General features: G+C 65.8%; 22 protein-coding genes, 1 tRNA gene, 2 pseudogenes and 1 riboswitch. Of the genes and pseudogenes, 10 read left to right on the forward strand and 15 right to left on the reverse strand.

The window, feature by feature from the left end; all coding sequences use genetic code 11:
• Positions 1-76 precede the first annotated feature (76 nt).
• From QE389_RS06965 to QE389_RS14650, 4 genes are read right to left on the reverse strand one after another with little or no spacing between them, the layout of a single operon-like run.
• Positions 77-382, reverse strand: a complete 306-nt coding sequence (locus tag QE389_RS06965; RefSeq protein WP_307365753.1) for a hypothetical protein — start codon at positions 380-382, stop codon at positions 77-79.
• Positions 379-2925, reverse strand: a complete 2547-nt coding sequence (locus QE389_RS06970) for a cbb3-type cytochrome c oxidase subunit I (RefSeq protein ID WP_307365755.1) — start codon at positions 2923-2925, stop codon at positions 379-381. Before QE389_RS06970 ends, QE389_RS06965 begins: the two co-directional genes overlap by 4 nt.
• Positions 2922-3899, reverse strand: a complete 978-nt coding sequence (gene coxB, locus QE389_RS06975) for a cytochrome c oxidase subunit II (protein ID WP_307365757.1) — start codon at positions 3897-3899, stop codon at positions 2922-2924. The genes QE389_RS06970 and coxB overlap by 4 nt, the downstream gene beginning before the upstream one ends.
• A complete protein-coding gene (locus tag QE389_RS14650; protein ID WP_373458342.1) occupies positions 3889-4461 on the reverse strand; it encodes a cytochrome c family protein in 573 nt (190 codons plus the stop codon). The genes coxB and QE389_RS14650 overlap by 11 nt, the downstream gene beginning before the upstream one ends.
• A gap of 99 nt (positions 4462-4560) precedes the next feature.
• Between QE389_RS14650 and QE389_RS14655 the strand changes: the two are divergent.
• A pseudogene (locus QE389_RS14655) lies at positions 4561-5022 on the forward strand (cytochrome c); the annotation flags it as partial.
• A gap of 7 nt (positions 5023-5029) precedes the next feature.
• Here the strand turns inward: QE389_RS14655 and QE389_RS06985 are convergent.
• Together QE389_RS06985 and QE389_RS06990 are read right to left on the reverse strand one after the other, a co-directional pair.
• Complete coding sequence (locus QE389_RS06985) at positions 5030-5749, reverse strand: cytochrome b (protein ID WP_307365761.1); 720 nt, start codon at positions 5747-5749, stop codon at positions 5030-5032.
• A complete protein-coding gene (locus tag QE389_RS06990; protein ID WP_307365762.1) occupies positions 5746-6468 on the reverse strand; it encodes a cytochrome c oxidase assembly protein in 723 nt (240 codons plus the stop codon). The genes QE389_RS06985 and QE389_RS06990 overlap by 4 nt, the downstream gene beginning before the upstream one ends.
• Positions 6469-6755: 287 nt before the next feature.
• On the opposite strand from QE389_RS06990, the gene QE389_RS06995 reads away from it, so the two are divergent.
• The 4 genes from QE389_RS06995 (at position 6756) to QE389_RS07010 (ending at position 12773) form a co-directional block, all read left to right on the forward strand.
• On the forward strand, positions 6756-8507 hold the full coding sequence (locus tag QE389_RS06995; RefSeq protein WP_307365764.1) for a PAS domain-containing protein: 1752 nt from the start codon (positions 6756-6758) through the stop codon (positions 8505-8507).
• A gap of 125 nt (positions 8508-8632) precedes the next feature.
• Entirely contained in the window at positions 8633-12184 is a 3552-nt protein-coding gene (locus tag QE389_RS07000; protein ID WP_307365767.1) for a hypothetical protein, read from the forward strand.
• Entirely contained in the window at positions 12079-12495 is a 417-nt protein-coding gene (locus QE389_RS07005) for a YadA-like family protein (RefSeq protein ID WP_373458296.1), read from the forward strand. The genes QE389_RS07000 and QE389_RS07005 overlap by 106 nt, the downstream gene beginning before the upstream one ends.
• 62 nt (positions 12496-12557) lie before the next feature.
• Positions 12558-12773 (forward strand): hypothetical protein, encoded by a 216-nt coding sequence (locus QE389_RS07010; RefSeq protein ID WP_307365770.1) that lies wholly within the window; start codon positions 12558-12560, stop codon positions 12771-12773.
• Between the two features lie 47 nt (positions 12774-12820).
• Here the strand turns inward: QE389_RS07010 and QE389_RS07015 are convergent, their stop codons facing one another.
• From QE389_RS07015 to QE389_RS07035, 5 genes are all read right to left on the reverse strand, one after another.
• Complete coding sequence (locus tag QE389_RS07015; protein WP_307365772.1) at positions 12821-13603, reverse strand: acyl-CoA thioesterase; 783 nt, start codon at positions 13601-13603, stop codon at positions 12821-12823.
• On the reverse strand, positions 13600-14160 hold the full coding sequence (locus tag QE389_RS07020) for a flavin reductase family protein (protein ID WP_307365774.1): 561 nt from the start codon (positions 14158-14160) through the stop codon (positions 13600-13602). The genes QE389_RS07015 and QE389_RS07020 overlap by 4 nt, the downstream gene beginning before the upstream one ends.
• A gap of 5 nt (positions 14161-14165) precedes the next feature.
• Positions 14166-15194 (reverse strand): methionine synthase, encoded by a 1029-nt coding sequence (locus QE389_RS07025; protein WP_307365776.1) that lies wholly within the window; start codon positions 15192-15194, stop codon positions 14166-14168.
• 29 nt (positions 15195-15223) lie between these two features.
• On the reverse strand, positions 15224-16204 hold the full coding sequence (locus QE389_RS07030) for a DUF1852 domain-containing protein (RefSeq protein WP_307365778.1): 981 nt from the start codon (positions 16202-16204) through the stop codon (positions 15224-15226).
• Positions 16205-16313: 109 nt separating this feature from the next.
• Positions 16314-16533: riboswitch (cobalamin riboswitch) on the reverse strand.
• An 82-nt stretch (positions 16534-16615) separates the two neighbouring features.
• On the reverse strand, positions 16616-17374 hold the full coding sequence (locus tag QE389_RS07035) for a Crp/Fnr family transcriptional regulator (protein WP_307365780.1): 759 nt from the start codon (positions 17372-17374) through the stop codon (positions 16616-16618).
• Between the two features lie 444 nt (positions 17375-17818).
• Between QE389_RS07035 and QE389_RS07040 the strand changes: the two genes are divergently transcribed.
• From QE389_RS07040 to QE389_RS07055, 4 genes are all read left to right on the forward strand, one after another.
• Positions 17819-18043 carry a hypothetical protein gene (locus QE389_RS07040; protein ID WP_307365781.1) on the forward strand — a complete coding sequence of 75 codons (225 nt, stop codon included), beginning with the start codon at positions 17819-17821 and terminating at the stop codon, positions 18041-18043.
• Position 18044: 1 nt separating this feature from the next.
• Entirely contained in the window at positions 18045-18665 is a 621-nt protein-coding gene (locus QE389_RS07045; protein WP_307365783.1) for a cysteine hydrolase family protein, read from the forward strand.
• Between the two features lie 20 nt (positions 18666-18685).
• Positions 18686-19042: a hypothetical protein gene (locus QE389_RS07050; RefSeq protein ID WP_307365785.1), complete on the forward strand. Its 357-nt coding sequence runs from the start codon at positions 18686-18688 to the stop codon at positions 19040-19042.
• 141 nt (positions 19043-19183) lie between these two features.
• Complete coding sequence (locus QE389_RS07055) at positions 19184-20266, forward strand: Fic family protein (protein ID WP_307365787.1); 1083 nt, start codon at positions 19184-19186, stop codon at positions 20264-20266.
• Between the two features lie 178 nt (positions 20267-20444).
• Here QE389_RS07055 and QE389_RS07060 read toward each other — a convergent pair whose 3' ends face one another.
• The 4 genes and pseudogenes from QE389_RS07060 to cpdR form a co-directional block, all read right to left on the reverse strand.
• Positions 20445-21566 (reverse strand): site-specific integrase, encoded by a 1122-nt coding sequence (locus QE389_RS07060; protein WP_307365789.1) that lies wholly within the window; start codon positions 21564-21566, stop codon positions 20445-20447.
• Between the two features lie 105 nt (positions 21567-21671).
• Positions 21672-21980: pseudogene (locus QE389_RS14660) on the reverse strand (DUF6538 domain-containing protein); the annotation flags it as partial.
• Between the two features lie 74 nt (positions 21981-22054).
• Positions 22055-22129: transfer RNA gene (locus QE389_RS07065), tRNA-Val, on the reverse strand.
• Positions 22130-22253: 124 nt separating this feature from the next.
• The gene (gene cpdR / locus QE389_RS07070) at positions 22254-22610 is read right to left on the reverse strand and encodes a cell cycle two-component system response regulator CpdR (protein WP_307365790.1); all 357 of its coding nucleotides are present in this window, start codon (positions 22608-22610) and stop codon (positions 22254-22256) included.
• A 125-nt stretch (positions 22611-22735) separates the two neighbouring features.
• Here cpdR and QE389_RS07075 point away from each other — a divergent pair, with 125 nt between their 5' ends.
• Complete coding sequence (locus QE389_RS07075; protein WP_307365792.1) at positions 22736-23560, forward strand: N-formylglutamate amidohydrolase; 825 nt, start codon at positions 22736-22738, stop codon at positions 23558-23560.
• Positions 23561-23623: the final 63 nt, after the last annotated feature.

A 23623-nucleotide genomic window follows, 5' to 3' on the forward strand; every position in this document is an offset into this window, starting at 1 on the left:
CCTAGCCGCATGGACGTCGTCACCTGGCGGAGCGAAAGAAGGGGCGAGAGTCTGGGCCGAGAGTCAGGGCCGAGAGTCAGGCCGGGATCAGGAGCACCAGGCTCTGGAATACGACGCCGATCCCGCCCAGGGCGGCGCCGATCACGGCTAGAAGCAGGCCAAAGGCCCGGGTTTCGTCGGGCCTGGCCTTCAAGGCGCGGACGCCGCTCCCGCCCAGGACCGCGATGGCCGCCAGACATGCCAGGCTGAAGACCACTCCTGCCCCGTTCCAGGCGCCGGCGTCGCCACGGGCCACGTCTGCGGCGCTGGACAGGGCATAAAGACCGAGGAAGTGCGCGGCCCAGATCAGCAGCCCGCCCAGCATCAGCCCCCAGAACCTCATGCCCCGCCCCCGGGGAACAGTCGGATCAACAGGGTCGTCGCCGTTCCCTGAACCGCCGTGAAGACCACAAACAAGGCGACCAGTTCGAACGTCGCCGGGTGTCGGGGCGACACCAGGCCGCATAGCCTGCGCAGAAGGACGAAGGCGCCCATCATAAGCGCGATGGCGACGAATACCCCCTGCCAGGCCAACAGGGCGTAGACCGTTGCGCCTTGGCTGGAGGCGTCAGGGCGCAAACCCGAGTTCCACCAGGCCGAGGCCTCCGCCGCAAAGGCGCCGCCCGCCGCCAGGGTCGCCCCCAACATCAGTGCAGCGGCGAGGGGCGCGCTGCGGGGCCGGTCCAGTTTCAGCGCGCCTTGGGACGCCCAGGCGCCGAGCCCGGCGGCCGCGAGCAGAACCAGCGTCAACGGCAGCGCGCCGATTTCGGGCGGGGCCTGCCACAGGTCGGGCCGACGGCTCCACAGGAAGACGTAAGAGAAGCAGGCCATGATCGCGACCATGCCCGACACGATCAAGGTGATGACCATGGCCCACCAGCCATGGCTGCTGGGGCCGGAAACATAGGTCGGCAACCGCACGCCGCCGCCCACGTCCACCGTGGCGGGGCCGCTGGGCCGATCCAGCCCCCAGCACCATTTGAGGATGCAGTAGAGAGCCAGGACGCCGCTGATCACGGAGGCGAGATAGGCCTGGATGGTCAGGATCAGGAAGAAGCCGGCGGTGAATATGGCGCCCCAGACGTACCAGCTGGACGGCCGGGGCATGCGCTGCAGATATTGAGGCTCTGCGCTGATCGGACTGGTGATCATCGTCTCGCGCTCGCCGCGCGGGGCGCCGGGCAGGAAGTAGCGGCCGGCCTCGACGTCGCGCGCGAGGTCCGGCTGGTCCCACACGGGATAGAGGCTCTTGACCACCGGGACGGAGCGCAGCGCGTACCGGCCGGACGGCAGCCATTCCAGCCCCGGTCCGCCGAAGACGTTGCCGGCGTGCGTCTCCCGGAAGGGACGGAAGTTGCGGACCATGTCGACCACCCACAGCAGCACCGCCAGGCCGAACAGGAAGGCACCGATCGTGGAGATCATGTTGGGCACATCCCAGCCCCGATCCGGCAGATAGTTATAGACCCGGCGCGGCATGCCCATCAGCCCCGTCAGGTGCATGGGCAGGAAGGTGACGTTGTGGCCGACGAACATCAGCCAGAAGATCCACCTGCCCCAGCGTTCGGATAGCGGCCGCGCGCTCGACATCGGCAGCCAGTAGTAGATGGCGGCGAACAGCGGGAAGACCATGCCGCCGATCAGGACGTAGTGCAGGTGGGCGACGATGAAATAGCTGTCGTGCGCCTGCCAGTCGAACGGCACCATGGCGACCATCACCCCCGTCAGCCCGCCCATGACGAAGATCACCAGCCCCCCGACCGCGAACAGGCCGGGCGTGTTGAACCGCATCCTGCCCGCCGCCAGGGTGGCGATCCAGGCGAAGACCTGCACCCCGGCCGGCACGCTGACGGCCATGGAGGCGGCGCTGAAATAGTTGATCGAGATCTGCGGCATGCCCGTGGTGAACATGTGGTGCGCCCAGACGCCGAAGCTGATGAAGCCGGTCGCCAGCATGGCCAGCACCACCAGACGGTATCCGACCAGCCTGGTCTGGGCGACCGCCGGGATCAGGGTGGACATCGCCCCCGCGGCCGGCAGGAAGATGATGTACACCTCCGGGTGGCCGAAGAACCAGAACAGATGCTGCCACAACATCGGGTCGCCGCCCTTGGCCGCATCGAAGAAGGGCCAGCCCAGCGCGCGTTCCAGCTCCAGCAGCAGGGTCGACAGGATGATCGACGGGAAGGCGATGATGATCATGCAGGCGAAGATCAGCATGGCCCAGGCGAAGATCGGCAGCTTGTCCAGCGTCATCCCCGGCGCCCGCGTCTTCAGCACCCCGACGATGATTTCGATGGCGCCGGCGATGGCCGAAATCTCGATGAAGCCGATGCCCAGCAGCCAGAAGTCGGCGTTGATGCCCGGCGAATAGGTCATCGAGGTCAGGGGCGGATACATGAACCAGCCGCCATTGGGCGCCAGACCGAAGAACAGCGAACAAAAGAAGCACAGCCCCCCGACCAGATAGGCCCAGAAGGCGTAGGCGCTGAGCCGGGGGAACGGCAGATCCCGCGCGCCCAGCATCTGCGGCAGCAGCAGAACGCCCAGCGCCTCGACCGCCGGCACGGCGAACAGGAACATCATCACCGTGCCGTGCATGGTGAAGATCTGGTTGTAGGTCTCCTGCGCCAGGAACCCTGTCATCGGCAGGGCCAGCTGGGTGCGCATCAGGAGGGCCAGGACCCCGGCCAGCACGAAGAACAACAGGGCCGCGCCGACGTAATAGACGCCGACGAAGTTGTTATTGATGGCCGTGATCCATTCCCACGGCTTGCGCGGGCCGCACCAGACGTCCTCCAACTGCTCCAGCTCGCCTTCGGGTCGGGCTTCGGTCGTGGGAAAGCGTTTGTAGAGTTCGGTGTCGAACCCGGTTTCCGAACTCATTTCAGGCTTTCCAGATAGGCGGCGACGGCGCGCACGTCCTGGCCCGACAGCACGGCATAAGACGGCATCCGGTTGCCCGGCTTCAGGCCCTGGCTGTCGGCGATCCAGCCCGCCATCGTGCCCTGATTGTTCGGCAGGATGCCGGCGCCCAGCGTCTGACGCGATCCCACATGGGTCAGGTCGGGCCCGGCGAGACCGTTCGCTTCCGTCCCGCGAATGGTGTGGCAGGCGGCGCAGCCCGAAGCGGCGAAGACGTTGCGGCCCTGGTCGATCAAGGTCAGGGGGGCCTGGGCCGACGGCACGGCGGCGGCCGGCCGCGACTGTCGCTCAAGCCAGGCGGCGTAATCGTCCGGCGCATGGGCCACGACGACCAGCCCCATCAGGGCATGCGGTCCGCCGCAGTATTCGGCGCACTGTCCGCCATAGGTCCCAGGCTGATCGGCCTGAAGCCGCATGAAGTTGCGGCGGCCGGGGATCATGTCGGTCTTGCCGCCCAGGCGGGGCGCCCAGAAGCTGTGGATCACATCCGCGCTTTCCAGCTCGAACACGACCGGTTGTCCGGCGGGGATGTGAACCTCGTTGGCGTCCTGGATGACCTCTCGCCCCTGATCGTCCAGATAGGCGACACGCCACCACCACATCTCGCCGGTCACGCGCACCCGCATTTCACCGGGCCTCGGCGCCTCGGACACCCGCGCCGTCGTGGTCAGACCATAAACCAGCAACCCGGTGAGGACCACGACCGGAAAGACCAGGCCGGCGATCCAGATCAGCCGCTCCCCGCCCAGGCGCCGCTGCCACCTTCGCGGTCCGAACAAGGCCACGCCCAGCGCCGCCCCCACGACGACCATCACGACCGCCGCCATGACGAACAGCACCCAGGCCACGGTCTGGATCGGCCCGGCGAAAGGCCCGGCGGGATCGAGAACCGGCGGCGGCCAGCCGGCGATGCCGGGAGGAATCTCAGTCTTCATCGAGCGTGTACAGATAGGCCGCGACATCGCGGGCTTGGTCTTGCGTCAAGGGCATGGGCGGCATGGCGGTTCCGGGGTCGAGCGACGGCGCGTCGATCAGCCAGCGGATCAGGACGTCGGGCTGGTTGGGCAGTCGCCCCGCGATCAAGGGACGCGCGCCGAAGCCGGAGAGGTTCGAACCGGACCGACCTTCGGGCCATGCGACGCCGGGGATTCTGTGGCAGGCGGCGCAGCCGACCTGTTTCATCACCGCGAGACCGGCGGCCGGGTCGGCCTGAGCGACGGGTCTGGGAAGATCGGCCTTGTCGGCGCATGCGCCCAGGGCAAGCGGCAAAAGGGCCAGCGGGATCATTCCCCATGAGACCGGATCGAACGACATCGGGCCGAACGACATCGGGCCGACCATCGCCCGCCTCGCCGCCGCCCGATCCGTCCGCCGAAGACCCATCCGCCCCCCAAACTTCATCGGACCAATCCGCTTTGGCGACAGAGGTTCCCCGCGCTTTCGCCGAACCTCGGCGGAACCTGCGCCGAGAAGGCGTGTTCGAGCCCCGTGCGCCATATCCTTTCCGCCGTTTTTCTGACGACGCTCCTGGGCGCCTGCGACTCCACGCCCGGCCGGACGGACCGCGCCTTTTCGGCAAACGGAGAGATCATCGCCATGAGCGGCGGAGCCGGCGGGGCCGCCAATGCCTGCTTCACCTGCCACGGTCTGGACGGCGCCGGAGACGGCGCCGCCGCGCCCCGCCTCGCCGGGCTGGATGCCGGCTATCTGCAAAAACAGATGGAAGACTACGCCTCCGGCCTGCGCCCCGACGACGCCATGACCCGCATCGCCAAGGCCCTGGATCAGGGGGATCGACGCGCCGTGGCCGCCTACTACGCCGCCCTTCCCGCGCCGCCGTCGATCGCGGGTTCGTCCCCTCCGGCCCCAGAAATCTATCTGAACGGCGATGCCGCGCGGGGCATCGTCGCCTGCGCCTCTTGCCACGGAGTGGACGGTCAAGGATCGGGTCAGGGCGGATATCCGCAGATCGCAGGCCAAGCGGCCGCCTATACGCTGGAACAGATCGACCGCTGGAAATCCGGCAAGCGTCGCAACGATCCGCGCGGCGTCATGGCCGCCGCCGTCAAATCGCTTTCGGCCTCCGAAGCCCGCGCCATAGCGTCCTGGCTGTCGACCCGACCCGCTTCTCCAGCGCCCGCCAACGCCGCTGCCAGCGGGTCCGCTTCGGTCGAAGCTGCGGCACGACCGGCAGCATCGCGTGAAACACGTCGTCCCGGTCGATCAGATGGTGCTTGATCGCCGCGCCAGCATGGATCGGGATCATCAACAGCAGGGTCACGACCAGGCCCCAGTGCATCCACTCCGCCGCCGCCTCGATCACCCATAGCTGCGTGTTGGACAAATCCTGAAACGGCAGCAGCGGCCATTTGATGAAACCCAATGTCTCCAGTTGCCGCGTGCGGTCCGTCGCCGAAATCATGGCCCAGCCCGACAGCGGTAGGCCGAACAGGCAGATGTAGAAGACATAGTGCGTGACATGGGCGGCCAGGCTCTCCCACCCCGGCTTGTCCGCGTCATTGATCAGATCGGGCGCCAGCAGCCGCCACGAGAGCCGGCCCATCACCAGGATCAGCATCAGAACCCCGATGGCGAAATGCAGGTCGTAGGCGGCCATCATCGCCCCGCCGACGGGCTGCCGCCCCATCCACCAGCCCCAGAACAGCTGGAAGACGACCAACCCCGCCATCACCCAGTGAAAGCCGATGCCGACCGGCGAATACCGCCCCTCTTCATGGTGTCCCGCCGCCCATTCCAACAGTTGTGTGAACAGCTTCTCGATCATGCCGGGCGCGCCTCGACGTCCGACCCGATCATCCGTCCCAACCGCCACAAGGCGGCGAAGAGATAGAGCGCCGCTGCGGGCGCCCACATGATCAACCCCGCCGCCTGTTGGTCCTCAAGCGGCGTCAGGCCCCAGGCCAGGGTCGTATAGGCATGCGGCGCATAGACGGCCTGCCCAGCGAAGGTCAGCACGGCCCCGAGCAGGCCCATGGCCAGCATCGTCGCCAGCAACGCCACGACGGCCGCCGGCGGCGTCGCCGACCGCACGGCGCACCAGAACCAGACCGCGCTGGCCAGCAGGCTGGCCTGCATCACCCAATAGACACCGTCGTTCGACAGAGCCGAGGCATAGGCGTCGGGCGCATGCCAGGCCCAGAGCACCACAGCCTGAACGGCGGTCGCCAGGATCAGAGAACCCGCGCGCCGCACCGGCAGCATCGACGCCAACAAGGGCGCGGCGACCCCGACCAGAAGCACATGATGGATGGTCCGCGCCGAAAACAGCGCCGAACTGAGGGCGCAGAGGGGCGAAACGAACCCGACCGCCAGAACGGCCATCGCGGCGATTCCGAGCCCGCGCCGTCGTCCCTCCAGCCGCGCCCCGATCACGACAGCGGCAAGCCCCAGGGCCGCCAGCAGCACGGGGTCCAGATTCCAGCGCCACTCCCCTATCTGGGGCGCGACGCCGCAATAGGGAGTCCACAGCGCCGGCGCCCTCATGATTCTGCCGCAGACGATCGCAAGCGCGTCTCCCCGATAGATATGCGACCTTTAAATGAGACCTTGCGGTGACAAGTTCCACGCGCGTCCGGCGACACTATTTTGGAAAAGCTCCTCACCGAACGCCGGCCCGAAGGCCCCCGTCCCTGTCGCCGCCAACTTAAGGGTGCGACGAAGGAAGACGTCATCATAAAAATCAAAGCTTTGCGGTAATTTCTCGTCGCCGGACCTATTTACCGAAAGTTGTGACTCGGCGAATGTCACAGGGGTGTAGGGAGGGTGATCGCATGATCAATGCGATGGGCGAGGGCTTGTCCGCGGCCGCGGATTCGCGCCGCGCGGAAGGGGCGTTGGACCGAGACTGGCTTGTAAGCGCCGTGGAGTCGTTGCTGCGCCAGGCCTTCCCCACCCTGGTGCTGGTGGGCGCCGACGCCACGATTTACTTCAACGAAGCCTGCAGGTCGCTGATGCTGCCTTTGGCGGCGGCGCAGGGGACGGCCCTGCCCCATCTTGCGCCCTCGCTGGCCGCTCAGCTGGCGCCGACGCTGGATGCCGCGTGGGCGGGCCAGGCCGGACAGGCGCAGGACGTGCGGGTCACCGTCGATCGCCCCGAAGGGATGATCGAACTCTGGGTCACAACCGCCATCACCCCGGTCGCCAGGGACGGCAAGGTGTCGGCGATCTTTTGCGTGTTCCGGGATGTGACCGAAGAGAAGCGGCTTCGCGCCCGCCTGGCCGCGGCGGAAGCGACCGTGGACTCTCTGACGGCTCTGGCGCCGATGTTTCTGTGGCGACTCGACGCCCGGGGCGTCGTGCGCTGGATGAACGAGCGATGTCAGGCGTATCTCGGCGTCAGCCTGTCCCAGGCGAGAGACGAGGGTTGGATCGGTTGGCTTCACCCGCAGGACCGCGACCGGGTCATCTCGGATTGGGGCCGCGCAGTCACATTGGCCCAACCGACTGAAAGCCGCCATCGCCTTCGCAGCGCCGAAGGCGTCTATCGCTGGTTCACCCTGCGCGCCCTGCCCCAGTTCGACGAGACCGGGGCCTTGGTCGAATGGCATTCGGCGGCGATCGAAGCGGACGAGGGAGAAGACGCCTCGACCGAGCGTCGGTTTCTCTGGACGGCGGATGCCGTCACCTGGACCCGCCGGTTCCTGAACGCCGACGGACGCACCAACTGGCCCGGCGACAAGGGGGGGGCTCTCTCCTGGGCCGACCAAATGGCCTTGGTCGTGGACGAGGATCGTCCATCCTGCCGCGCGGCTCTGGAAACCCTGGCGACAGGGCGACCCGTCCGCACGGCCTACCGGGTCCGCACGGCCGCGGGCGATCTCTACGCCGTGGAAGACACCGCCTTTCCGGTGATCGAGGCGGACGGATCCGTCAGCGGATTGATGGGCGAATCCAGGGTCCGCAACCACGCCGTGACCAAGGTGCTCCTGCTCGACCCCGCCCGCCGGGGTTGTTCTCTGGTCAAGGCGTTGGAGGCGACGGGCCTCAGGGTCGATGCGGCGCAGGACATGGCCTATCGCCCCAGAGAGCGAAGCGAGGTGGGCGTCGTCGTCTATTGTTCGGACTCGACAGTCTCGGACATCCTGCGGGTCGCCGAGGTGGTCATACCTGCCTGGCCCGACCATCCCTTGGTCGTTCTGGGAGACCCCATGGCGTCCCCGAGCGACATCATCGCCTTGCACAGGGCGGGCGTGGTCGATGTCCTGTCCTACGATCAGACCGAGGAGGCCCTGGTCGGCGCCATCCGCAATCATCTCATAAATATCCATCAGAACAATGATTTGGAGATACCTGGTAGATCCACCAGGGAGCGTTTGGCGCGTCTGTCGGCACGGGAGCGAGATATCCTGAGTCGCGCCGTCGAGGGCGGCACCTCCAAGACCATCGGCCGCCAGCTGGGGATCAGCCCCCGGACCGTCGACTACCATCGCACAAAGGCCCTGGACAAACTCGGCCTGAAGTCGGTCAGCCAGGCGTCCAACCTTTTCACCCCCGTTTCGGCCCTACCCGTTCAGCGCCCCTAGGCGCCGAAAGTAGAACCCCAACGCGGACGCTAAGGATTCGCAAACACGTCACGATTGTGTCCACCCCGCATTAGCCTCACCGATCGGGAAGCGCCGAACGCCTTCCCGAAGCTGGGAGGATTACAATGCACGCACGATCGATCATCGGCCGGACGCCCGCTCCAGGCGGCGCAACACGGGTCACGCGCCTGACCACGCGGCTCCTGGTCGCCGCCGCCTACGCCCTAGGCGCCGTCATGCCTCTGGGTCTGTTTCTGACGCCTGCTCCGGCGCGGGCGCAGACCAGCGTGGTGGACGTCTGTACGGGCGTCTCGCTTCCCGCCTCGGCCGTGACGAACATCATGGCGCCCGTCATCACCGGGATCGCAACCCCCATAGAGAACACCGTCAACGGTCTGCTCAGCATCCTGACGCCGCGGCTGAACGTGAACGCCACGGGCCTTCTCGCCAGCGCCGCCAACAGTGAGGACATCCGACTGCGGGTTCTGGATGTGAACGGCGCCGTCGTCGATCTTCCCGACGCCTGCATCAATCAGGCCGACGGCTTCACCCTGACCGACGAGCAGGGAATCTCCATCGGCGGCAACCGGATCACCGGCCTGGGATCCGGCGGCGCGGTGGCGATCGCCGGCGAGTTGAACGCCATCGCCTTCGGCAACGGCGCCCGGACGGCCGCCACGGCGGCCGATGCGGTCGCCCTGGGCCGAGAGGCTCAAATCCTCGGCGGCGCCTCGGGCTCCATCGCCCTGGGCGCCGAGGCTTCGGTGGCGGTCGCCAACAGCCTGGCCCTCGGCGCCGACAGCGCGGCCCTGCGCGGCGCCCTGGCCAACTACGCCGCCCTGGGTCTCACGACGGCTCAGACCTCCGTGGGCGAAGTGTCTTTCGGCGCGGCAGGGGCCGAGCGGCAGTTGACGAACATCGCCGCCGGCTCGGCCCTGACCGACGCGGTCAATGTCGGCCAGCTTCAAGGCGTCTCCACAAGCCTCCAGGCCCTGGCCGATCTGGCCGTCACCTATGACGACGCGACGGCGGCCACCCTGACCCTGGGCGGGGCCGGAGGCACGCGGATCACCAACCTTTCGCCGGGCCTTCTGGCGCTGGGCTCTGCCGACGCCGTCGCCGGAGCCCAGCTTTTCGGCCTAGGCGCCAGTCTGGCGGCCGAGATCGGCGGCAGCACCGTCTTCAATCCCGCCACCAGCACCATCGACATCGGCCTGACCTATGACGGCGTCATCTACGACAGCGTCCAGGAGGCGCTGGACGCGATCTTCACCACGCCCGCCGGCGGAACGCCCTTCCTGTCGGTGAACTCCGCCCTGGGCGGCGCCTTGGCGAGCGGACTGAATTCGACCGCCGTGGGCCCGGCCGCCTCTGTCGGCGCTGACAACAGCGTCGCTCTCGGCGCCTTGAGCGCCGCTGACCGCGGCGCCGTGATCGGCTACGCCGCCCTGGGCCTGGACGCGCCCCAGACCTCGGCGGGCGAGGTGTCGATCGGGATCGCGGGCTCCGAGCGCCAGCTGACAAATATCGCCGCCGGCTCGGCCCTGACCGACGCCGTCAATGTCGGTCAGTTGCTGGGCGTCTCGGACGACCTTCAGGCCCTCGCCGCCATCGCCGTCGCCTATGACGATCCGACGGCAGCCAACCTGACGCTGGCAGGCGCCGGCGGCACGGTCGTTTCCAATGTGGCGGCCGGCGACCTCAGCGCCGGCTCCACCCAGGCCGTCAACGGCGACCAACTGTTCGCCACCAACACCCAGGTTTCTTTGAACACGACCGCCATCACCAACCTGTCCACCGATCTGCTCGCCCTGTCCGACACGGCCGTGATGTACGACGATCTTCTGGCCGGGCGCGTGACACTGGCCGGCGCGAGCGGAACCGTCATCGACAATGTCGCCGCCGGCGCCCTGAGCGCCAGCTCGACGGAGGCCGTCAACGGCGCCCAGTTGTTCGCCACCAACACCCAGGTCGGGGCCAATACGACGGCCATCACCAACCTCACGACGAACCTCGGCGCCCTGTCCGACACGGCGGTCATGTATGACGACCTGCTGGCCGGTCGCGTCACCCTCGCCGGCAGCGGCGGCACGGTCATCGACAATGTCGCCGCCGGCATCCTCTCGTCCACATCGACCGAAGCCGTCAACGGCGCCCAGCTGTTCGCCACCAACGCGCAGGTCGCGGACAACACCGCCGACATCGTCACCAACACCACCGCCATCACCACCCTGACCAACAACCTGAACACTGGCGCAATCGGCGTGGTGCAGTATTCGAATCCTGCCAATCCGACGACGCCGAACGGCGGCGTGGCGACCAATGACGTGACTTTGGTGGGCGCCCTGGCCGGCCCCGTCGGCCTTCACAATGTCGCCGCCGGACTGATCGCTTCGGGTTCGACCGATGCGGTGAACGGGGGGCAGGCGTTCGCCCTGGGCCAAAGCCTGGCGGCCGGTTTCGGCGGTGGCTCGGCCTTCGATCCCCTCACCAATACCCTGGATGTCGCGCTGACCTATCGAGGCGTCCAGTACGCCAGCATCCAGACCTTCCTGAACGCCCTGTCGGCGACGCCGGCCGGCGGCGGCTCCAGCGTCTATCTGGCCGTCAACTCCAACCTCGCGCCTGCCGCCGCCCAGGGCCAGGACGCCGTCGCCATCGGCCCTGCAGCTCGGGCGGTCGCGGACAACAGCGTCGCCGTGGGATCGGGAAGCGTGGCCGACCGCGCGGCTCAAGCCGACTATGCCGCCCTGGGCGTGGCGGGCCTGCAGTCCTCGGCCGGCTCGGTCGCCTTCGGCTCGGCCGGCGCCGAACGACAGCTGACCCACGTCGCGGCGGGTACGGCGGCGACCGACGCGGTCAATGTCGCCCAGCTGCAAGGGGTGGCGGATCGCGTGGACGCCCTGGCCGGAACCGCCGTCACCTACGACACCGCGACGAGGGACACCCTGACCCTGGCCGGCGCCAACGGCTCCACAATCACCAATCTGGCCGCAGGCCAGGTCAACGCCGCCTCCACGGACGCCGTCAACGGATCGCAGTTGCACGCCACCAACACCCAGGTCGCCCAGAACACCACGGCGATCACCAACCTGACCAACAACATCGCCAACGGCGGCCTCGGCCCCGTGCAGTACAGCGACAGCGACGATCCCCAGACGCCCAACGGCGGCGTGCGCTCCGACGACCTCACTCTGGTCGGGGCCAGCGGCGGCGCGGTGGGTCTGCACAATGTCGCCAACGGCCGGATCGCCGCCGGCTCGACCGACGCCGTCAACGGCGGCCAGATCCACGAACTGGCTTTCGCCGCCACGAACGCCGTGCAGTACGAGACCGACGCCTCGGGCGCGCGCACCAATCGCGTAACCTTCCAGGGCGGCGACGCGGCGGCCCCTGTGACGCTGAACAATGTCGCCGCCGGCCAAGTGACCGCGACCTCGACCGAAGCGGTCAACGGCTCGCAGCTGTTCCAGACCAACCAGGCGGCGGCCGCCGCCCAGTCGACGGCGGATACGGCCCTGACGCTAGGCCGGGGAACTCGCTGCAATATGCCGATCAGGGCCAGACCCGTGTGGTCCTGGGCCGCAGCGACGGACCGGCCGTCACGGTCAGCAACGTCGCCGCCGGTGTCGCCGACACCGACGCGGTCAATGTCCTCCAGATGCGCGAGAGCATGAACGAGGCGATCCAGCAGTCGAACGCCTACACCGACATGCGACTGGCGGCGATCAACTACAACGTCCAGGAAGTGCGCAAGCTGGCCTTCGCCGGCACGGCGGGCGCCCTGGCCGCCGCCGGGATGCCGCAGATCGCCGAGCGCGGCCGGTCGATGTTCGCCGTGGGCTATGGAACCTATGAAGGCCAATCGGCCATGGCCATGGGCTACTCCCGCGCCCTGGGCGACGGCTCCATGGTCTTCCGGGCGGGCGCGACCTTCGACACCCAGAACCATGTCGGCGCCAACGCCGGGATCGGCTGGCGCTTCTGACCGGAGAGGGGGAGGCTCCGCCTCCCCCAGCTTCACCTCCACACCCCCGGACCGTTCAAGGCATGACCCACGCTCTTACTGCCCTTAGCCCGGATGGGTTCGAAGCCATGAAGGCCCGCTTCATCGCCGCCGGTGATCGGCTGACCGATCTCCAGCTCCTGGAACTGGCGGACTGCTACCATGAGATGCTCCGCCAGCGCCGCGCGATCCGGGCCCGCCATCCCAAGCTCACGCCGCAGGCGGGCGTCTTCGTCGATCCCGAGCCGCGGACCTTCTAGCCGGCGGCGCGGGACACGGGGTGGAGGCAAGGTCGGGGATTCTCCCGTCACAGGCGGGCTGAAGGCGGCCCGGAGGCGACGTCCTGAACGACGGCGAACGGCTTGGGCCGCCCGGAGCCGTCGACCGCCACCATGGTGAACTCGGCCGTGGCCGATAGCCGCCTCTCCCCCGTCAGCAATCGTTCGGCCCAGAGCTGCACCTCGACCGATAGCGAGCTGCGCCCCACCCTCTTAACGCGCGACACCAACTCGACCATGTCGCCGCCGTCGACGGGAGCCTTGAAGTCGATCCGGTTGGTCGCGGCCATGACCATGACTTCGCGCGAGTGACGGGTCGCGGTGACGAACGCCGCCTTCCCCATCAGCTTCAGGGCGTCACCCCCAAACAGGCCGCCATAGTGGTTCGTCGTGCCGGGGAACACCATCTCGGCGGTCCTCAGCCAGCCGTCATCGGCCGTTTCCGTCTGGTCGAGGGGCTCCAGAGGCCGATCGTCGCCAGCCTTCCTCGAAGCGACCATATGGAAGAGGCCGCGTGTGCATAGCCGTCGCTCGCCGGTCAGCAGGGCTTCGGCGTGCAACTCGACCTCAACCCCCAGAGAGGACCGCCCTGTACGGACAACGCGGCCGACGGCTTCGACCATCTCTCCGATCCGCGCCGGGGCGGCGAAGTCGATCCGTTCGCAACCCGCCGTCACGACGGTCCGTCTGGCATGACGACTGGCGGCCAGGAAGGCGACTTTGTCGAGATGGGCCAGCCCCACCCCGCCAAACAGCGTCCCGTGATGATTGGCGTCGCCGGGGAAGACCATGTCGATCAGACGCGAAATCATGCCCGAGCCCCCGCGATGTTCACGATAGCCTTCGCCCCCTTGGCCCCGGCCATGCGGCCCTCTTCGAGACGCACCAGGGTATGAAAGTCGCTGGAATGGAAAACCAAGGGCCTGGCGTCGAAAGCCACGGCCCCACGGTGGAGCCGAAAGAGCACAAGGTCATGATCGCCGGCTCCGATCTCCTTCTCGATGGAGCATTCCAGCCAAGCCGTGGCGTCCGCCAGGAACACCGCGCCGCCGGCCGTGGCCTCATGGTCCAATCCCAGGAAACGGTCGCCGGTCTTCTGCGCAAGTTGGCGCGCCGTCGCGGCGTGAACGTGACTGAGGAAAGAGATGCCCACACGCGCCTGACGACGCAGGCGACGCCAGGCCCCAGAGCCTTGCTTGATGCAAACCGAAGTCAAAGGCGGGTCGATCGAGACGGCGACGAAGGTGCTGGCGGTCATGCCGACGGGTTCCCCATGATCCATCGCACAGAGGGCGATGACCCCGGTGGGGAACCGCCCGAACAGTCGGCGCAGGTCGGCGTCGTCGTGGACGTCATGCAGGGGGGTCATCGCGGTCAGGCCCCGAGTTCCCTGCGGACGATTTCCGCGCCGGCGCCCAGGGCCTTCAACTTCCCGTTCGCGACCCGGCGAGACAGGGGCGCCATGCCGCAGTTGGTGGCGGGATACAATTTGTCGGCGTCCACGAACTGGAGCGCCTTCCTCAAGGTGTCGGCGACTTCCTCGGGCGTCTCGATCGTATCGGTGGCGACGTCGATGGCCCCGACCATCACCTTCTTGCCCCGGATCAGTTCGATCAGATCCATCGGCACATGCGAGTTCTGGGCTTCGAGCGAGATGATGTCGATGCTGGAGGTCCGCAGCTTGGGAAAGGCTTCCTCGTACTGACGCCATTCCGATCCGAGGGTCTTCTTCCAGTCGGTGTTGGCCTTGATGCCATAGCCGTAGCAGATGTGAACGGCGGTCTGACACTTCAGGCCCTCGGCCGCCCTCTCCAGCGTGGCGACGCCCCAGTCGTTCACCTCTTCGAAGAAGACGTTGAAGGCCGGTTCGTCGAACTGGACGATGTCGATCCCGGCGGCTTCCAGTTCTCGCGCCTCTTCGTTCAAGATCTTGGCGAACTCCCAGGCCAGTTTCTCGCGGCTGCCGTAGTGGTTGTCGTACAGGGTGTCGATCATCGTCATCGGCCCCGGCAGAGCCCATTTGATCGGCTGGTCGGTCTGCGCGCGCAGGAATTTGGCGTCTTCCACGAACACCGACTTCGGGCGGCTGACCGCGCCCACCACCACCGGCACGCTGGCGTCGTAGCGGTTGCGGATGCGCATGGTCTTGCGGTTCTCGAAATCGACGCCTTCCAGATGTTCGATGAAGGTGGTGACGAAATGCTGGCGCGTCTGCTCGCCGTCGCTGACGATATCGATGCCGGCGCGGCGCTGATCGTCCAACGACAGACGCAGGGCGTCCTGCTTGGCCTCGATCAGTTCGTCGCCTTCGAGCTTCCAGGGCGACCACAGGGTCTCGGGCTGGGCCAGCCAGACGGGTTTGGGCAGGCTGCCGGCGGTCGAGGTGGGCAACAGGGTTTTCATGAGGAATGACCTTGCGTGCGTAGGAGGGATCAGGCGGCGAAGCTGGCGGACCAGCGGTCCAGGACCTGCCGATAAGGTTTGATGAAACGCTCCTCGACGAACCGGCCCTGTTCGACGGCCAGGCGGCTGCGTTCCTCGCGGTCATAGACGATACGGGTCAGCGAATAGTCCTGCGCCTTCAGGCTGGGCTGAAACTGGGCGGTCGCGGGCGAGTTGGCGTTGTAGATTTCCGGCCGATAGATCTTCTGGAAGGTCTCCATCGTGGCGATGGTGCTGACCAGTTCCAGATCGGTGTAGTCCGCCGTCAGGTCGTCGATATGATAGAAGGCGAACGGCGCCACGCTGCCCCTGGGCATGAAGTAGCGGACCTTCATCCCCATCTTGGCGAAATACCGATCGGTCGGCGAAACGTCGTCGTTCGCGTATTCCAGACCCAGGACACGATGTTCGTCGCCGGTCCGGTGATAGGTCTTGTTGCTGGATACGCTCAGACAGATGACCGGCGGCTTGGCGAAATTGTCGCGATAGGCGCTCGACGTCAGGAAGCGCCTGAACAGCTTGCCGTGCAGGTCGCCGAAGTCATCCGGCGCACGGGCATGGACCTTCATATGTTCCGGCAGGACCACGCTGAAATCGTAGTCGCGGACATAGGAGGAGAAGTTGTTGCCGACGATCCCATCGATGCGCGCGCCATCCGCCCTGTCGATGATGGTCGTCTGCAGAATCTCGATCAGTGGAAAGGCGTCGGCGTCCTCGCCCGGACAGACGCTCATCTCGACGGACACGATCTGAAGCTCGACCGCATAGCGGTCGCCCCGGGGATTGTTCCGGTCGGCCAGGGAGTTGAAGCGGTTGTCGATCATCCTCAGGGTGTTGCGCAGATTCTCCTGGCGCCGCTCTCCCCGCGCCAGATTGGCGAAGTTGGTCGTGATCCGCGTGTTCTCGGCGGGACGGTAATCCTCGTCGAGCGCGGTGCGCTTGATCGTGAAGGTGAAGTCGCTGCTCGCCATGGTCTCTGCCGCTGATGCTATGGCGAGACAGCGGACAGGGACGCGCGACCGCTCGCGCGCGGAATCGACCCGTCGCGGCGCTCAGGCGACCTGACCGGACACCCCGCCGGAGGACGTTATCGGTCGGGGCAGGTCTCCTGGCTCACGGGTCACGGCTTCGGGTCCGGCCTTCCCGGGGCGAACCCCAGTGACACGAGATGAACCCTCGGCTCGCCGCTCACAGTTGCGGGGGCAGCGCCGGATTCGACGCGCCATGCGTCACACCGGCTTCCCTCTTAGCTCCGCACAGCCCGAAAGCCGCGCGCAGAACCTCGACAGCGCCAGAATGCCAGATCGACCGGCCAAGTCAACAAACATATAAAGATATCTTTATGTGTTTGTTGACTTGGCCTCTCCCCCTCGCATCGACCGTCAGCGGAAAGGCAGCCAGTCGGGCTCGAAGACGAAGTCGCGTCGGGGAAGGCCCGTCAGACCGCGCAGCCGGTCGATGTCCAGCAGGGTGATGGTCTGGTCGGAGCGGCGGATCAGGTTCGCCTTGTCCATGGCCCGCAGCGTGCGATTGACGTGAACCGGGGTGATGCCGACCAGATCGCCCAGGTCCCGCTGGGTCAAGGGCATGGCGAAGGCGCCGTCTCGGGCTTGGCCGATGGCCGAGAGGCGATCGAACAGATCGACCAGCAGGGCGGCGATCCGGACATGGGCGTCGGCCTGCCCCACCAGCGCCAGCCGATCCATCAGGGAGACGCGCTCCTTCTGCGCGCTGAGAAACAGGGTGATCGCCAGGCGAGGATGACGGGCGAAGGCCGCAATCAGCCGCGACCGCGACAGGGGCTGCGCCGCCACGGGCGTCAGGGTGGTCAACGTCTCCGCGCTGCTTTTCAGGCTCAGGCTCGGCGCGCCCAGCAGATCGCCGGGCAGATGCACCTTGACGATCTGCTGCTTGCCGGTCGGCAGCGACAGCGAGGCGGCGACCCAGCCGCCCAGCAAAAGATGAAGGTTCAGCGGCTCCGTCCCCTCGCGGCGCAGGACGTGATGACGCGGATAGTGCTGGGGCGGTCCCAGAAGCTCGGCGACGACAGCCCGCTCTTCGGCCGAAAGCCGGAGGAACTCGCCGAAGCGATTGCTCGGCCTGTCGTGCGAATCGCGCTCCGTATCGAAAACGTCGTCCATGACCCGGCGATGGACAAATGCGCGGGGCCTCGCACTAACCCATGTAAGTTCCGGCCTTGGCCTCGTCCGACTTGGCCTCGTCCGATCGACGGCGGCCGAAGTCCGCCCAGAAGCCTTGTCTCGGCCGCGCCGAGCCTTGCCGTCTCGCCTAGAAGGACGGGGGCTGGGTGCGCAGGAAGGCGGTGGCGCCGACCCCGAAGTACAGCAGGGCGAAAGCCCCCGCGAGGATCGCCAACAGCAGGACCACGCCGCGTCGGCTCTTGAGAATCGAGGGTTTTCTTGAACGTCGGCTCATGCGGGACAGAACCCGCGCCCGCGCCCGTCGTTCCCTCGTCGTCCCAAAGTTCGAAAACGGCCTCCTCCGCCGCCCAGCATCCGGAATGTGACACAGGAACCGGGGCGGCGACCGCCGGTTTGCACTAATGACTTAGAGGAGGGCTGCCGATGGCGCCAACGCACCGCCCCGTCACAGGCGCCGAACGGGGACCCGAAGCGCAGGATGCGTCCGCCGGCCTGGCGCAGGGCGGATTAGGGGGCGATGAGGACGAACTGCTGGAGGCGGGGCAGGAAGAAGTCTTTTCGCGTAGCGAAGTAGAGCGCGGCGCGGTCGAGCATCACACAGGCGAAGAGCCGGGCGATGCGAGCGCCGCGTCCGAGAGGCAGGGCTGAGATGCCGTCGGGCCTGCGCGCGCGCCTGGGACCGACCACGGCGCACCTGTGTGTCGACATGCAACGGATGTTCATCGAAGAGACCGACTGGCACACACCCTGGGCCGCCCGCATCCTCCCGATCATCGCAGAACTGTGCGCCCGACGCGCGGCCCAGACCTGGTTCACGCGCTTCATCCCGGCCGACCACCCCGCCGATGCCGACGGCGCCTGGAAGACCTACTGGCGGCGCTGGGCGTCCATGACCCGCAGGGCCATGTCGCTCGAACTGATCGACTTGGCGCCGACGTTACGCCGTTTCGTTCCGCCGGCGCGGGTGGTGGACAAGCGCGTGTATTCGCCTTGGTTCGAGACCACCTTGGACGCCGCCCTGCACAAGCATGGGATCGACACCCTGGTCGTCACTGGCGCCGAGACCGACGTGTGCGTCCTGGCCACGGTTCTGGGGGCTGTGGATCGCGGCTATCGCGTGGTCGTCGTAACGGACGCCGTCTGCAGTTCGGCCGACGGTCCCCACGACAACCTGCTGTCCCTGTACAGTGATCGCTTCAGCCAACAGATCGAGACCGCCGAATGCGCCGAGGTTCTTGTCGCCTGGCCTGAGACTGGGGGCTGGGGCTGACCTTCCCATTCTCGAGTAGAATGAAGACCATCGACAAGCCCTTGGCCGCCGTCACGCCGCCACCGGGCCGGAGCCGCCGGTTCATCCTCCGCATCCGCCACGCCGACCACCCGGCGCGCCCGTCCCTGTCGCGTCCACCATTCCCTTCAATGACATTGCAAGCGTTGAAGAAACCGCTCTCGGGCGGTCGAAAACGCGCGTTTGCTACACCAGCTTGCTACACCAGCATCGTCTGGAAAGGTCAGAAAACAGTTCTGGAACAACGGCTTCTGCCGACCGGGACTGCTACACCAACCTGCTACACCAACCGTCGAAACGGCCCTCTTCACCGTCTTCTCGGTCGCCCCATCATCGGCGCGCAAATCCTCCCAGCCTGATCGTCAGGGGCAGGGTCTTTCATGTTCGGGTAAAAGTGCCTCGGAAGGCTCAAGCCACGGTTGGAAGAACGCAGGTCTGGAGATTTGGGCTATAGGTGGCAGAAATAGTCCAGCGGTTGGAGTAAGGAGCGACCTCCAAGGATGACCACCTATATGCCGCCCCTGCTTCCACTCTCCATTGATCTGGAAACCAAGACTGTCCTGAAAAAGCTCGCGTCAGCGCGCGGCGCGCTTGCCGAACTGAAAGGTGCCGCCGGGTTGGTGCCTAACGAGTCAATCCTGATCAACACCCTGTCTTTGCAAGAAGCGAAGGACAGTTCGGCAATCGAAAATATCATCACGACGCATGATGACCTCTACCGAAGCGATGCACTCGCTGATCGTTTCGCGAGTCTCGCCGCCAAGGAGGTGTTTAGCTACGCCAGAGCCATGAGAGAGGGCTTTGACACCGTTCGCCGAACGGGCCTGATCACGACCAATGATATCCTTGCCATGCAAGCGACTTTGGAGCGGAACAAGGCTGGCTTCAGGAAGCTGCCCGGCACGGCTCTCAAGAACGACAAGACTGGCGAGGTGGTCTTCACGCCACCGCAAAGCCACGACGATATTCTCGCATTGATGACCAACTTGGAGACGTTCATCAACGATGACGATCTCACCGATCTCGATCCGCTTATCAGGATGGCGATCATCCACCATCAGTTTGAGACCATTCACCCATTCTATGACGGGAACGGTCGAACGGGCCGTATCCTAAACATCCTGTATCTCGTGAAGCAGGGCTTGCTGACGACGCCAGTCCTCTATCTCTCGCGCTACATCAACCAAACCAAAGGCGAGTATTATCGCTTGCTACAAGCAGTGCGAACGGATGGCGCGTGGGAAGAATGGCTCCTGTATGTGCTGGCTGGCGTCGAGGAGACGGCGCAGCAAACCACGCGGCTGGTCCACAGCATTCGAAGCCTGATGCAATCCTACAAGGTGCAGATGCGTGAGCAGCTTCCGCGCATTTACAGCCAAGACCTACTGAACAACATTTTTGGCCATCCCTACAGCAAGATCGCATTTGTAGAACGCGATCTGAACGTCAGCCGCATCACGGCAACACGCTACCTCGACGAACTCACTCGCATTGGAATGATGCAGAAGCTGAAAATCGGGCGCGAAAATTATTATGTGAATCGCGAACTGATGGCCTTGCTCGGGAATGCCCAATCAGTTTGACGCACGAGCGAACGTGCATAGGAAAATCGGAATTCCTATGCACGTTTTGCAAACGTGCATAGCGATGTGCGCTTTTCGATCACGTCGCAAGCGACCTGCTAACGTGAAAGCCGACTTCTATGCATATCGCAAAATTATGCATGGAAATTGGCTCCAACCTATATGTTTGGTCCTGCCGTCAGGCTCCCGAATCCGCCGTTATATCTGACTGAAATTCAGGCAGCAGATGCTGCAAATCCAACCCGTGATAATCCAAGCACGATATGGCTTTAGCCAATCGGGCTACGCCAAGGCCCTTGCCGTAAGCGTCTGAAACGCTCTCTCCATCTCGATGGGAAACGGCCCAACCGCCAAGAGCCAAAGCGGCTTCGTGCTCCACACCAGCGTTCCGAAGAGCGTCGCGGTAGCAATGACGGAATGAGTGGAAGCACGTCTTGGGACGCGCCGCCCCAGCCTTAACAAGGAAGCGAGCAAACCACTTCGAATAGCTGTCGGAGTAGTAGCCCGCTTTTGATCGGGGCAGTTCGTGAAACAGCTTCTTGCCGCCCACTCGCTCGGAGACAAACGCCATAAACCCCATGGCGATGAGCCTTGGGTGGATAGGTATGAGGCGTTCGCTTGAGGCCGTCTTCAGCCTCTTATCGCCAGAGCTTTGCGTTGATCCACCCGTGATCCAGAAACAGTCAACGCCTTCGACATTGCGGACGTCGGCGACATCCAACTGGCAAATCTCGTTGAGACGCATGCCGCTGTAGAGGGCGATAAGCGGAATCCAGAAACGCGCGCGTCGCGGACGATGAGGCCCCGGCATCGCGAAATGCCATTCGTCATCCACGCATCCCCGGTAGACCGGCGCGTCGAAAATCAGTTGTAGCTGCTCCGACGAGAACGGGAGCCGCTTGTCCTTGTCACGAACTGGATCAACGACAGCCAGCCCCGTCGCGGGATGCCTGTCTATCCATCCTTCGTTTAGCGCGAACGTCATGAGCGCGCGAAGCTTCGCCATGTAGCCGTTGATCGAACCGGGAGAGAGGGTCGTTTTCAGCCCCCGTTTTTTCGCCATCTTGGCGGCTTGGGCCGCACTCAAACCGGGGAACCGCTTCGCTGGATTTGAGGGTAGCCAACGCAGCACTTCCAGCAGTTCGCGGCACGCTGAACGGTCTATGGACGTCAGCGGACGGTTCTCTCCCCAAACGCTTGACGTGATCCAGAGAAGACCATCGTAGATCATTTGGGTCTTGGGTGCCCGGACCTTCGCCGGATCGGCTTGGAAGTGACGACACAAGTCATCGAAAGTCATGACACTGACTGGTGCAGCTTCAACCCCAACCGGCTCTGGCGTGGCGATCTCGACTGGTGGTGCTTGGGATGCCGAGGCGCCCGCCGTCGCCCAGAAGGACCGCTCCAGATCGGCGATGACCAGCTTGGACTTCCGAATGGCTTCGGATCGGTTGCCCGTGCCCAGCGACCGCCAGACCTGCGTTCTTCCAACCGTGGCTTGAGCCTTCCGAGGCACTTTTACCCGAACATGAAAGACCCTGCCCCTGACGATCAGGCTGGGAGGATTTGCGCGCCGATGATGGGGCGACCGAGAAGACGGTGAAGAGGGCCGTTTCGACGGTTGGTGTAGCAGGTTGGTGTAGCAGTCCCGGTCGGCAGAAGCCGTTGTTCCAGAACTGTTTTCTGACCTTTCCAGACGATGCTGGTGTAGCAAGCTGGTGTAGCAAACGCGCGTTTTCGACCGCCCGAGAGCGGTTTCTTCAACGCTTGCAATGTCATTGAAGGGAATGGTGGACGCGACAGGGATTGAACCTGTGACCCCTACGATGTCAACGTAGTGCTCTCCCGCTGAGCTACGCGTCCGCCGTGGCGGCTCTCGATGGGTTCGAGAGCGGGAAGGCGGGTCGTATAGCGGCCCGATCCGCCGGCATCAAGCGGCTTTGGCCGATGGAGCGAGATTTATGGGAAATCCCAGAAAATTCAGGCTCTAGGCGGCGACCATCCGTTCGACCTCGTCGACCAGGTCGCGCAGGTGGACGGGTTTGGACAGGACCTTGGCGTCCGGCGACGCCTGGGCGGCGGTCAGGGCGACGGCGGCGAAGCCGGTGATGAACATGATCCGCAGGCCCGGCTGGCGGGCGGCGGCGGCGCGCGCCACCTCGATCCCGTCGGCGCCGGGCATGACGATGTCGGTCAGCAGCAGGTCGTAGGGGCCGTGTTCCAGGGCGTCGATGGCGTCGTCGCCGTTCTCGCAATCCACGACCTGATGGCCGGCGCGCTCCAGCGCACGGGTCAGAAAGCCGCGCAGCGAACTGTCGTCTTCGGCCAGGAGGATGCGCGCCATGCGGAAAGAGTCCCTTGATATCGGCGCTCAAGCTAGGGGAGGAACCGTAAACCGGCGATGAAATTCAGCGTGCGGCCGGGGGGCGTGACCGCTTTCTTCTGTGGGAAAACCGGCTATGCCGGGGCATGACCGACGCGGGCGAGAATTTTTCGATCCTACGGCCGCCGCTGCCCGGCGCGACGGGCGCCCTGGTGTTCGGCTCGCCCCACTCGGGCGACGTCTATCCTGAAGACCTGGGGGCGGCGCCCGATCTGGCCGTATCCAGCCTGAGAAGCGCCGAGGACGCCCTGATGGCCCATCTGGTCGCCGACGGCCCGCGCCACGGCGCGCCCTTGATCGCGGGGCGATTCGGCCGGGCCTATGTCGATCTGAACCGCGACCCCGAAGAACTGGACCCCGACCTGGTCGAGGGCGCCCCGGGGCCGGCAGGCGCCAAGACGGCCGCCGGCTACGGCGTTCTGCCCCGCCTGACCGGCGACGGACGCCCGCTCTATGACCGACGGCTGAGCCGGGCGGAGGCGCAGCGCCGGATCGAGGGCGCGCACCTCCCCTATCACCAGGCCCTGGCCGAGCTGATGCAGGCGGCGCAAGACCGACACGGCCGGGCGGTGCTGATCGACTGGCATTCCATGCCGACGCGGGCGGCAGGGGTGGAAGTGGTGCTGGGCGACCGGCACGGCTCGGCCTGTCGGGCGCGGCTGACACGGCGGCTGCGCGACCTGTTCCAGGCGGCGGGCTGGCGGGTGGCGCTGAACCTGCCCTACGCCGGCGGCTGGTCCACCCAGGTCTGGGGCAGGCCCGAGGCGGGATTTGAGGCGATCCAGATCGAGATCAGCCGGGGTCTTTATCTGGACGAAACGACCCAGAGGCCCAATGCGACTTTCGACCTGACGCGACGCACCCTGTCACGGGTGATCGCGGCCCTGTGCGCCGAGCGCTGGGCCGACTGAAGCCCCTTCCCCGCCGCGTCGGGCCAAAAAAAAGCCGCACCCGAAGGTGCGGCATGAAAGTCT

Source organism: Brevundimonas sp. SORGH_AS_0993, from assembly GCF_030818545.1.
GTDB lineage: Bacteria > Pseudomonadota > Alphaproteobacteria > Caulobacterales > Caulobacteraceae > Brevundimonas.

Excerpts from the sequence above, each read along its gene's own strand:
- QE389_RS06985 (WP_307365761.1), bottom strand. The coding sequence starts at position 5,749 with ATGATCGAGAAGCTGTTCACACAACTGTTGGAATGGGCGGCGGGACAC.
- QE389_RS07025 (WP_307365776.1), bottom strand. The coding sequence starts at position 15,194 with ATGAAAACCCTGTTGCCCACCTCGACCGCCGGCAGCCTGCCCAAACCC.
- QE389_RS07075 (WP_307365792.1), top strand. The coding sequence starts at position 22,736 with ATGACCGACGCGGGCGAGAATTTTTCGATCCTACGGCCGCCGCTGCCC.
- cpdR (WP_307365790.1), bottom strand. The coding sequence starts at position 22,610 with ATGGCGCGCATCCTCCTGGCCGAAGACGACAGTTCGCTGCGCGGCTTT.
- QE389_RS07000 (WP_307365767.1), top strand. The coding sequence starts at position 8,633 with ATGCACGCACGATCGATCATCGGCCGGACGCCCGCTCCAGGCGGCGCA.
- QE389_RS06995 (WP_307365764.1), top strand. The coding sequence starts at position 6,756 with ATGATCAATGCGATGGGCGAGGGCTTGTCCGCGGCCGCGGATTCGCGC.
- QE389_RS06970 (WP_307365755.1), bottom strand. The coding sequence starts at position 2,925 with ATGAGTTCGGAAACCGGGTTCGACACCGAACTCTACAAACGCTTTCCC.
- QE389_RS14650 (WP_373458342.1), bottom strand. The coding sequence starts at position 4,461 with ATGGCGCACGGGGCTCGAACACGCCTTCTCGGCGCAGGTTCCGCCGAG.
- QE389_RS07050 (WP_307365785.1), top strand. The coding sequence starts at position 18,686 with ATGAAGACCATCGACAAGCCCTTGGCCGCCGTCACGCCGCCACCGGGC.
- QE389_RS07035 (WP_307365780.1), bottom strand. The coding sequence starts at position 17,374 with ATGGACGACGTTTTCGATACGGAGCGCGATTCGCACGACAGGCCGAGC.
- QE389_RS07060 (WP_307365789.1), bottom strand. The coding sequence starts at position 21,566 with ATGACTTTCGATGACTTGTGTCGTCACTTCCAAGCCGATCCGGCGAAG.
- QE389_RS07030 (WP_307365778.1), bottom strand. The coding sequence starts at position 16,204 with ATGGCGAGCAGCGACTTCACCTTCACGATCAAGCGCACCGCGCTCGAC.
- QE389_RS07010 (WP_307365770.1), top strand. The coding sequence starts at position 12,558 with ATGACCCACGCTCTTACTGCCCTTAGCCCGGATGGGTTCGAAGCCATG.
- coxB (WP_307365757.1), bottom strand. The coding sequence starts at position 3,899 with ATGAAGACTGAGATTCCTCCCGGCATCGCCGGCTGGCCGCCGCCGGTT.
- QE389_RS06990 (WP_307365762.1), bottom strand. The coding sequence starts at position 6,468 with ATGAGGGCGCCGGCGCTGTGGACTCCCTATTGCGGCGTCGCGCCCCAG.
- QE389_RS07040 (WP_307365781.1), top strand. The coding sequence starts at position 17,819 with ATGGCGCCAACGCACCGCCCCGTCACAGGCGCCGAACGGGGACCCGAA.
- QE389_RS06965 (WP_307365753.1), bottom strand. The coding sequence starts at position 382 with ATGAGGTTCTGGGGGCTGATGCTGGGCGGGCTGCTGATCTGGGCCGCG.
- QE389_RS07055 (WP_307365787.1), top strand. The coding sequence starts at position 19,184 with ATGACCACCTATATGCCGCCCCTGCTTCCACTCTCCATTGATCTGGAA.
- QE389_RS07020 (WP_307365774.1), bottom strand. The coding sequence starts at position 14,160 with ATGACCCCCCTGCATGACGTCCACGACGACGCCGACCTGCGCCGACTG.
- QE389_RS07015 (WP_307365772.1), bottom strand. The coding sequence starts at position 13,603 with ATGATTTCGCGTCTGATCGACATGGTCTTCCCCGGCGACGCCAATCAT.
- QE389_RS07045 (WP_307365783.1), top strand. The coding sequence starts at position 18,045 with ATGCCGTCGGGCCTGCGCGCGCGCCTGGGACCGACCACGGCGCACCTG.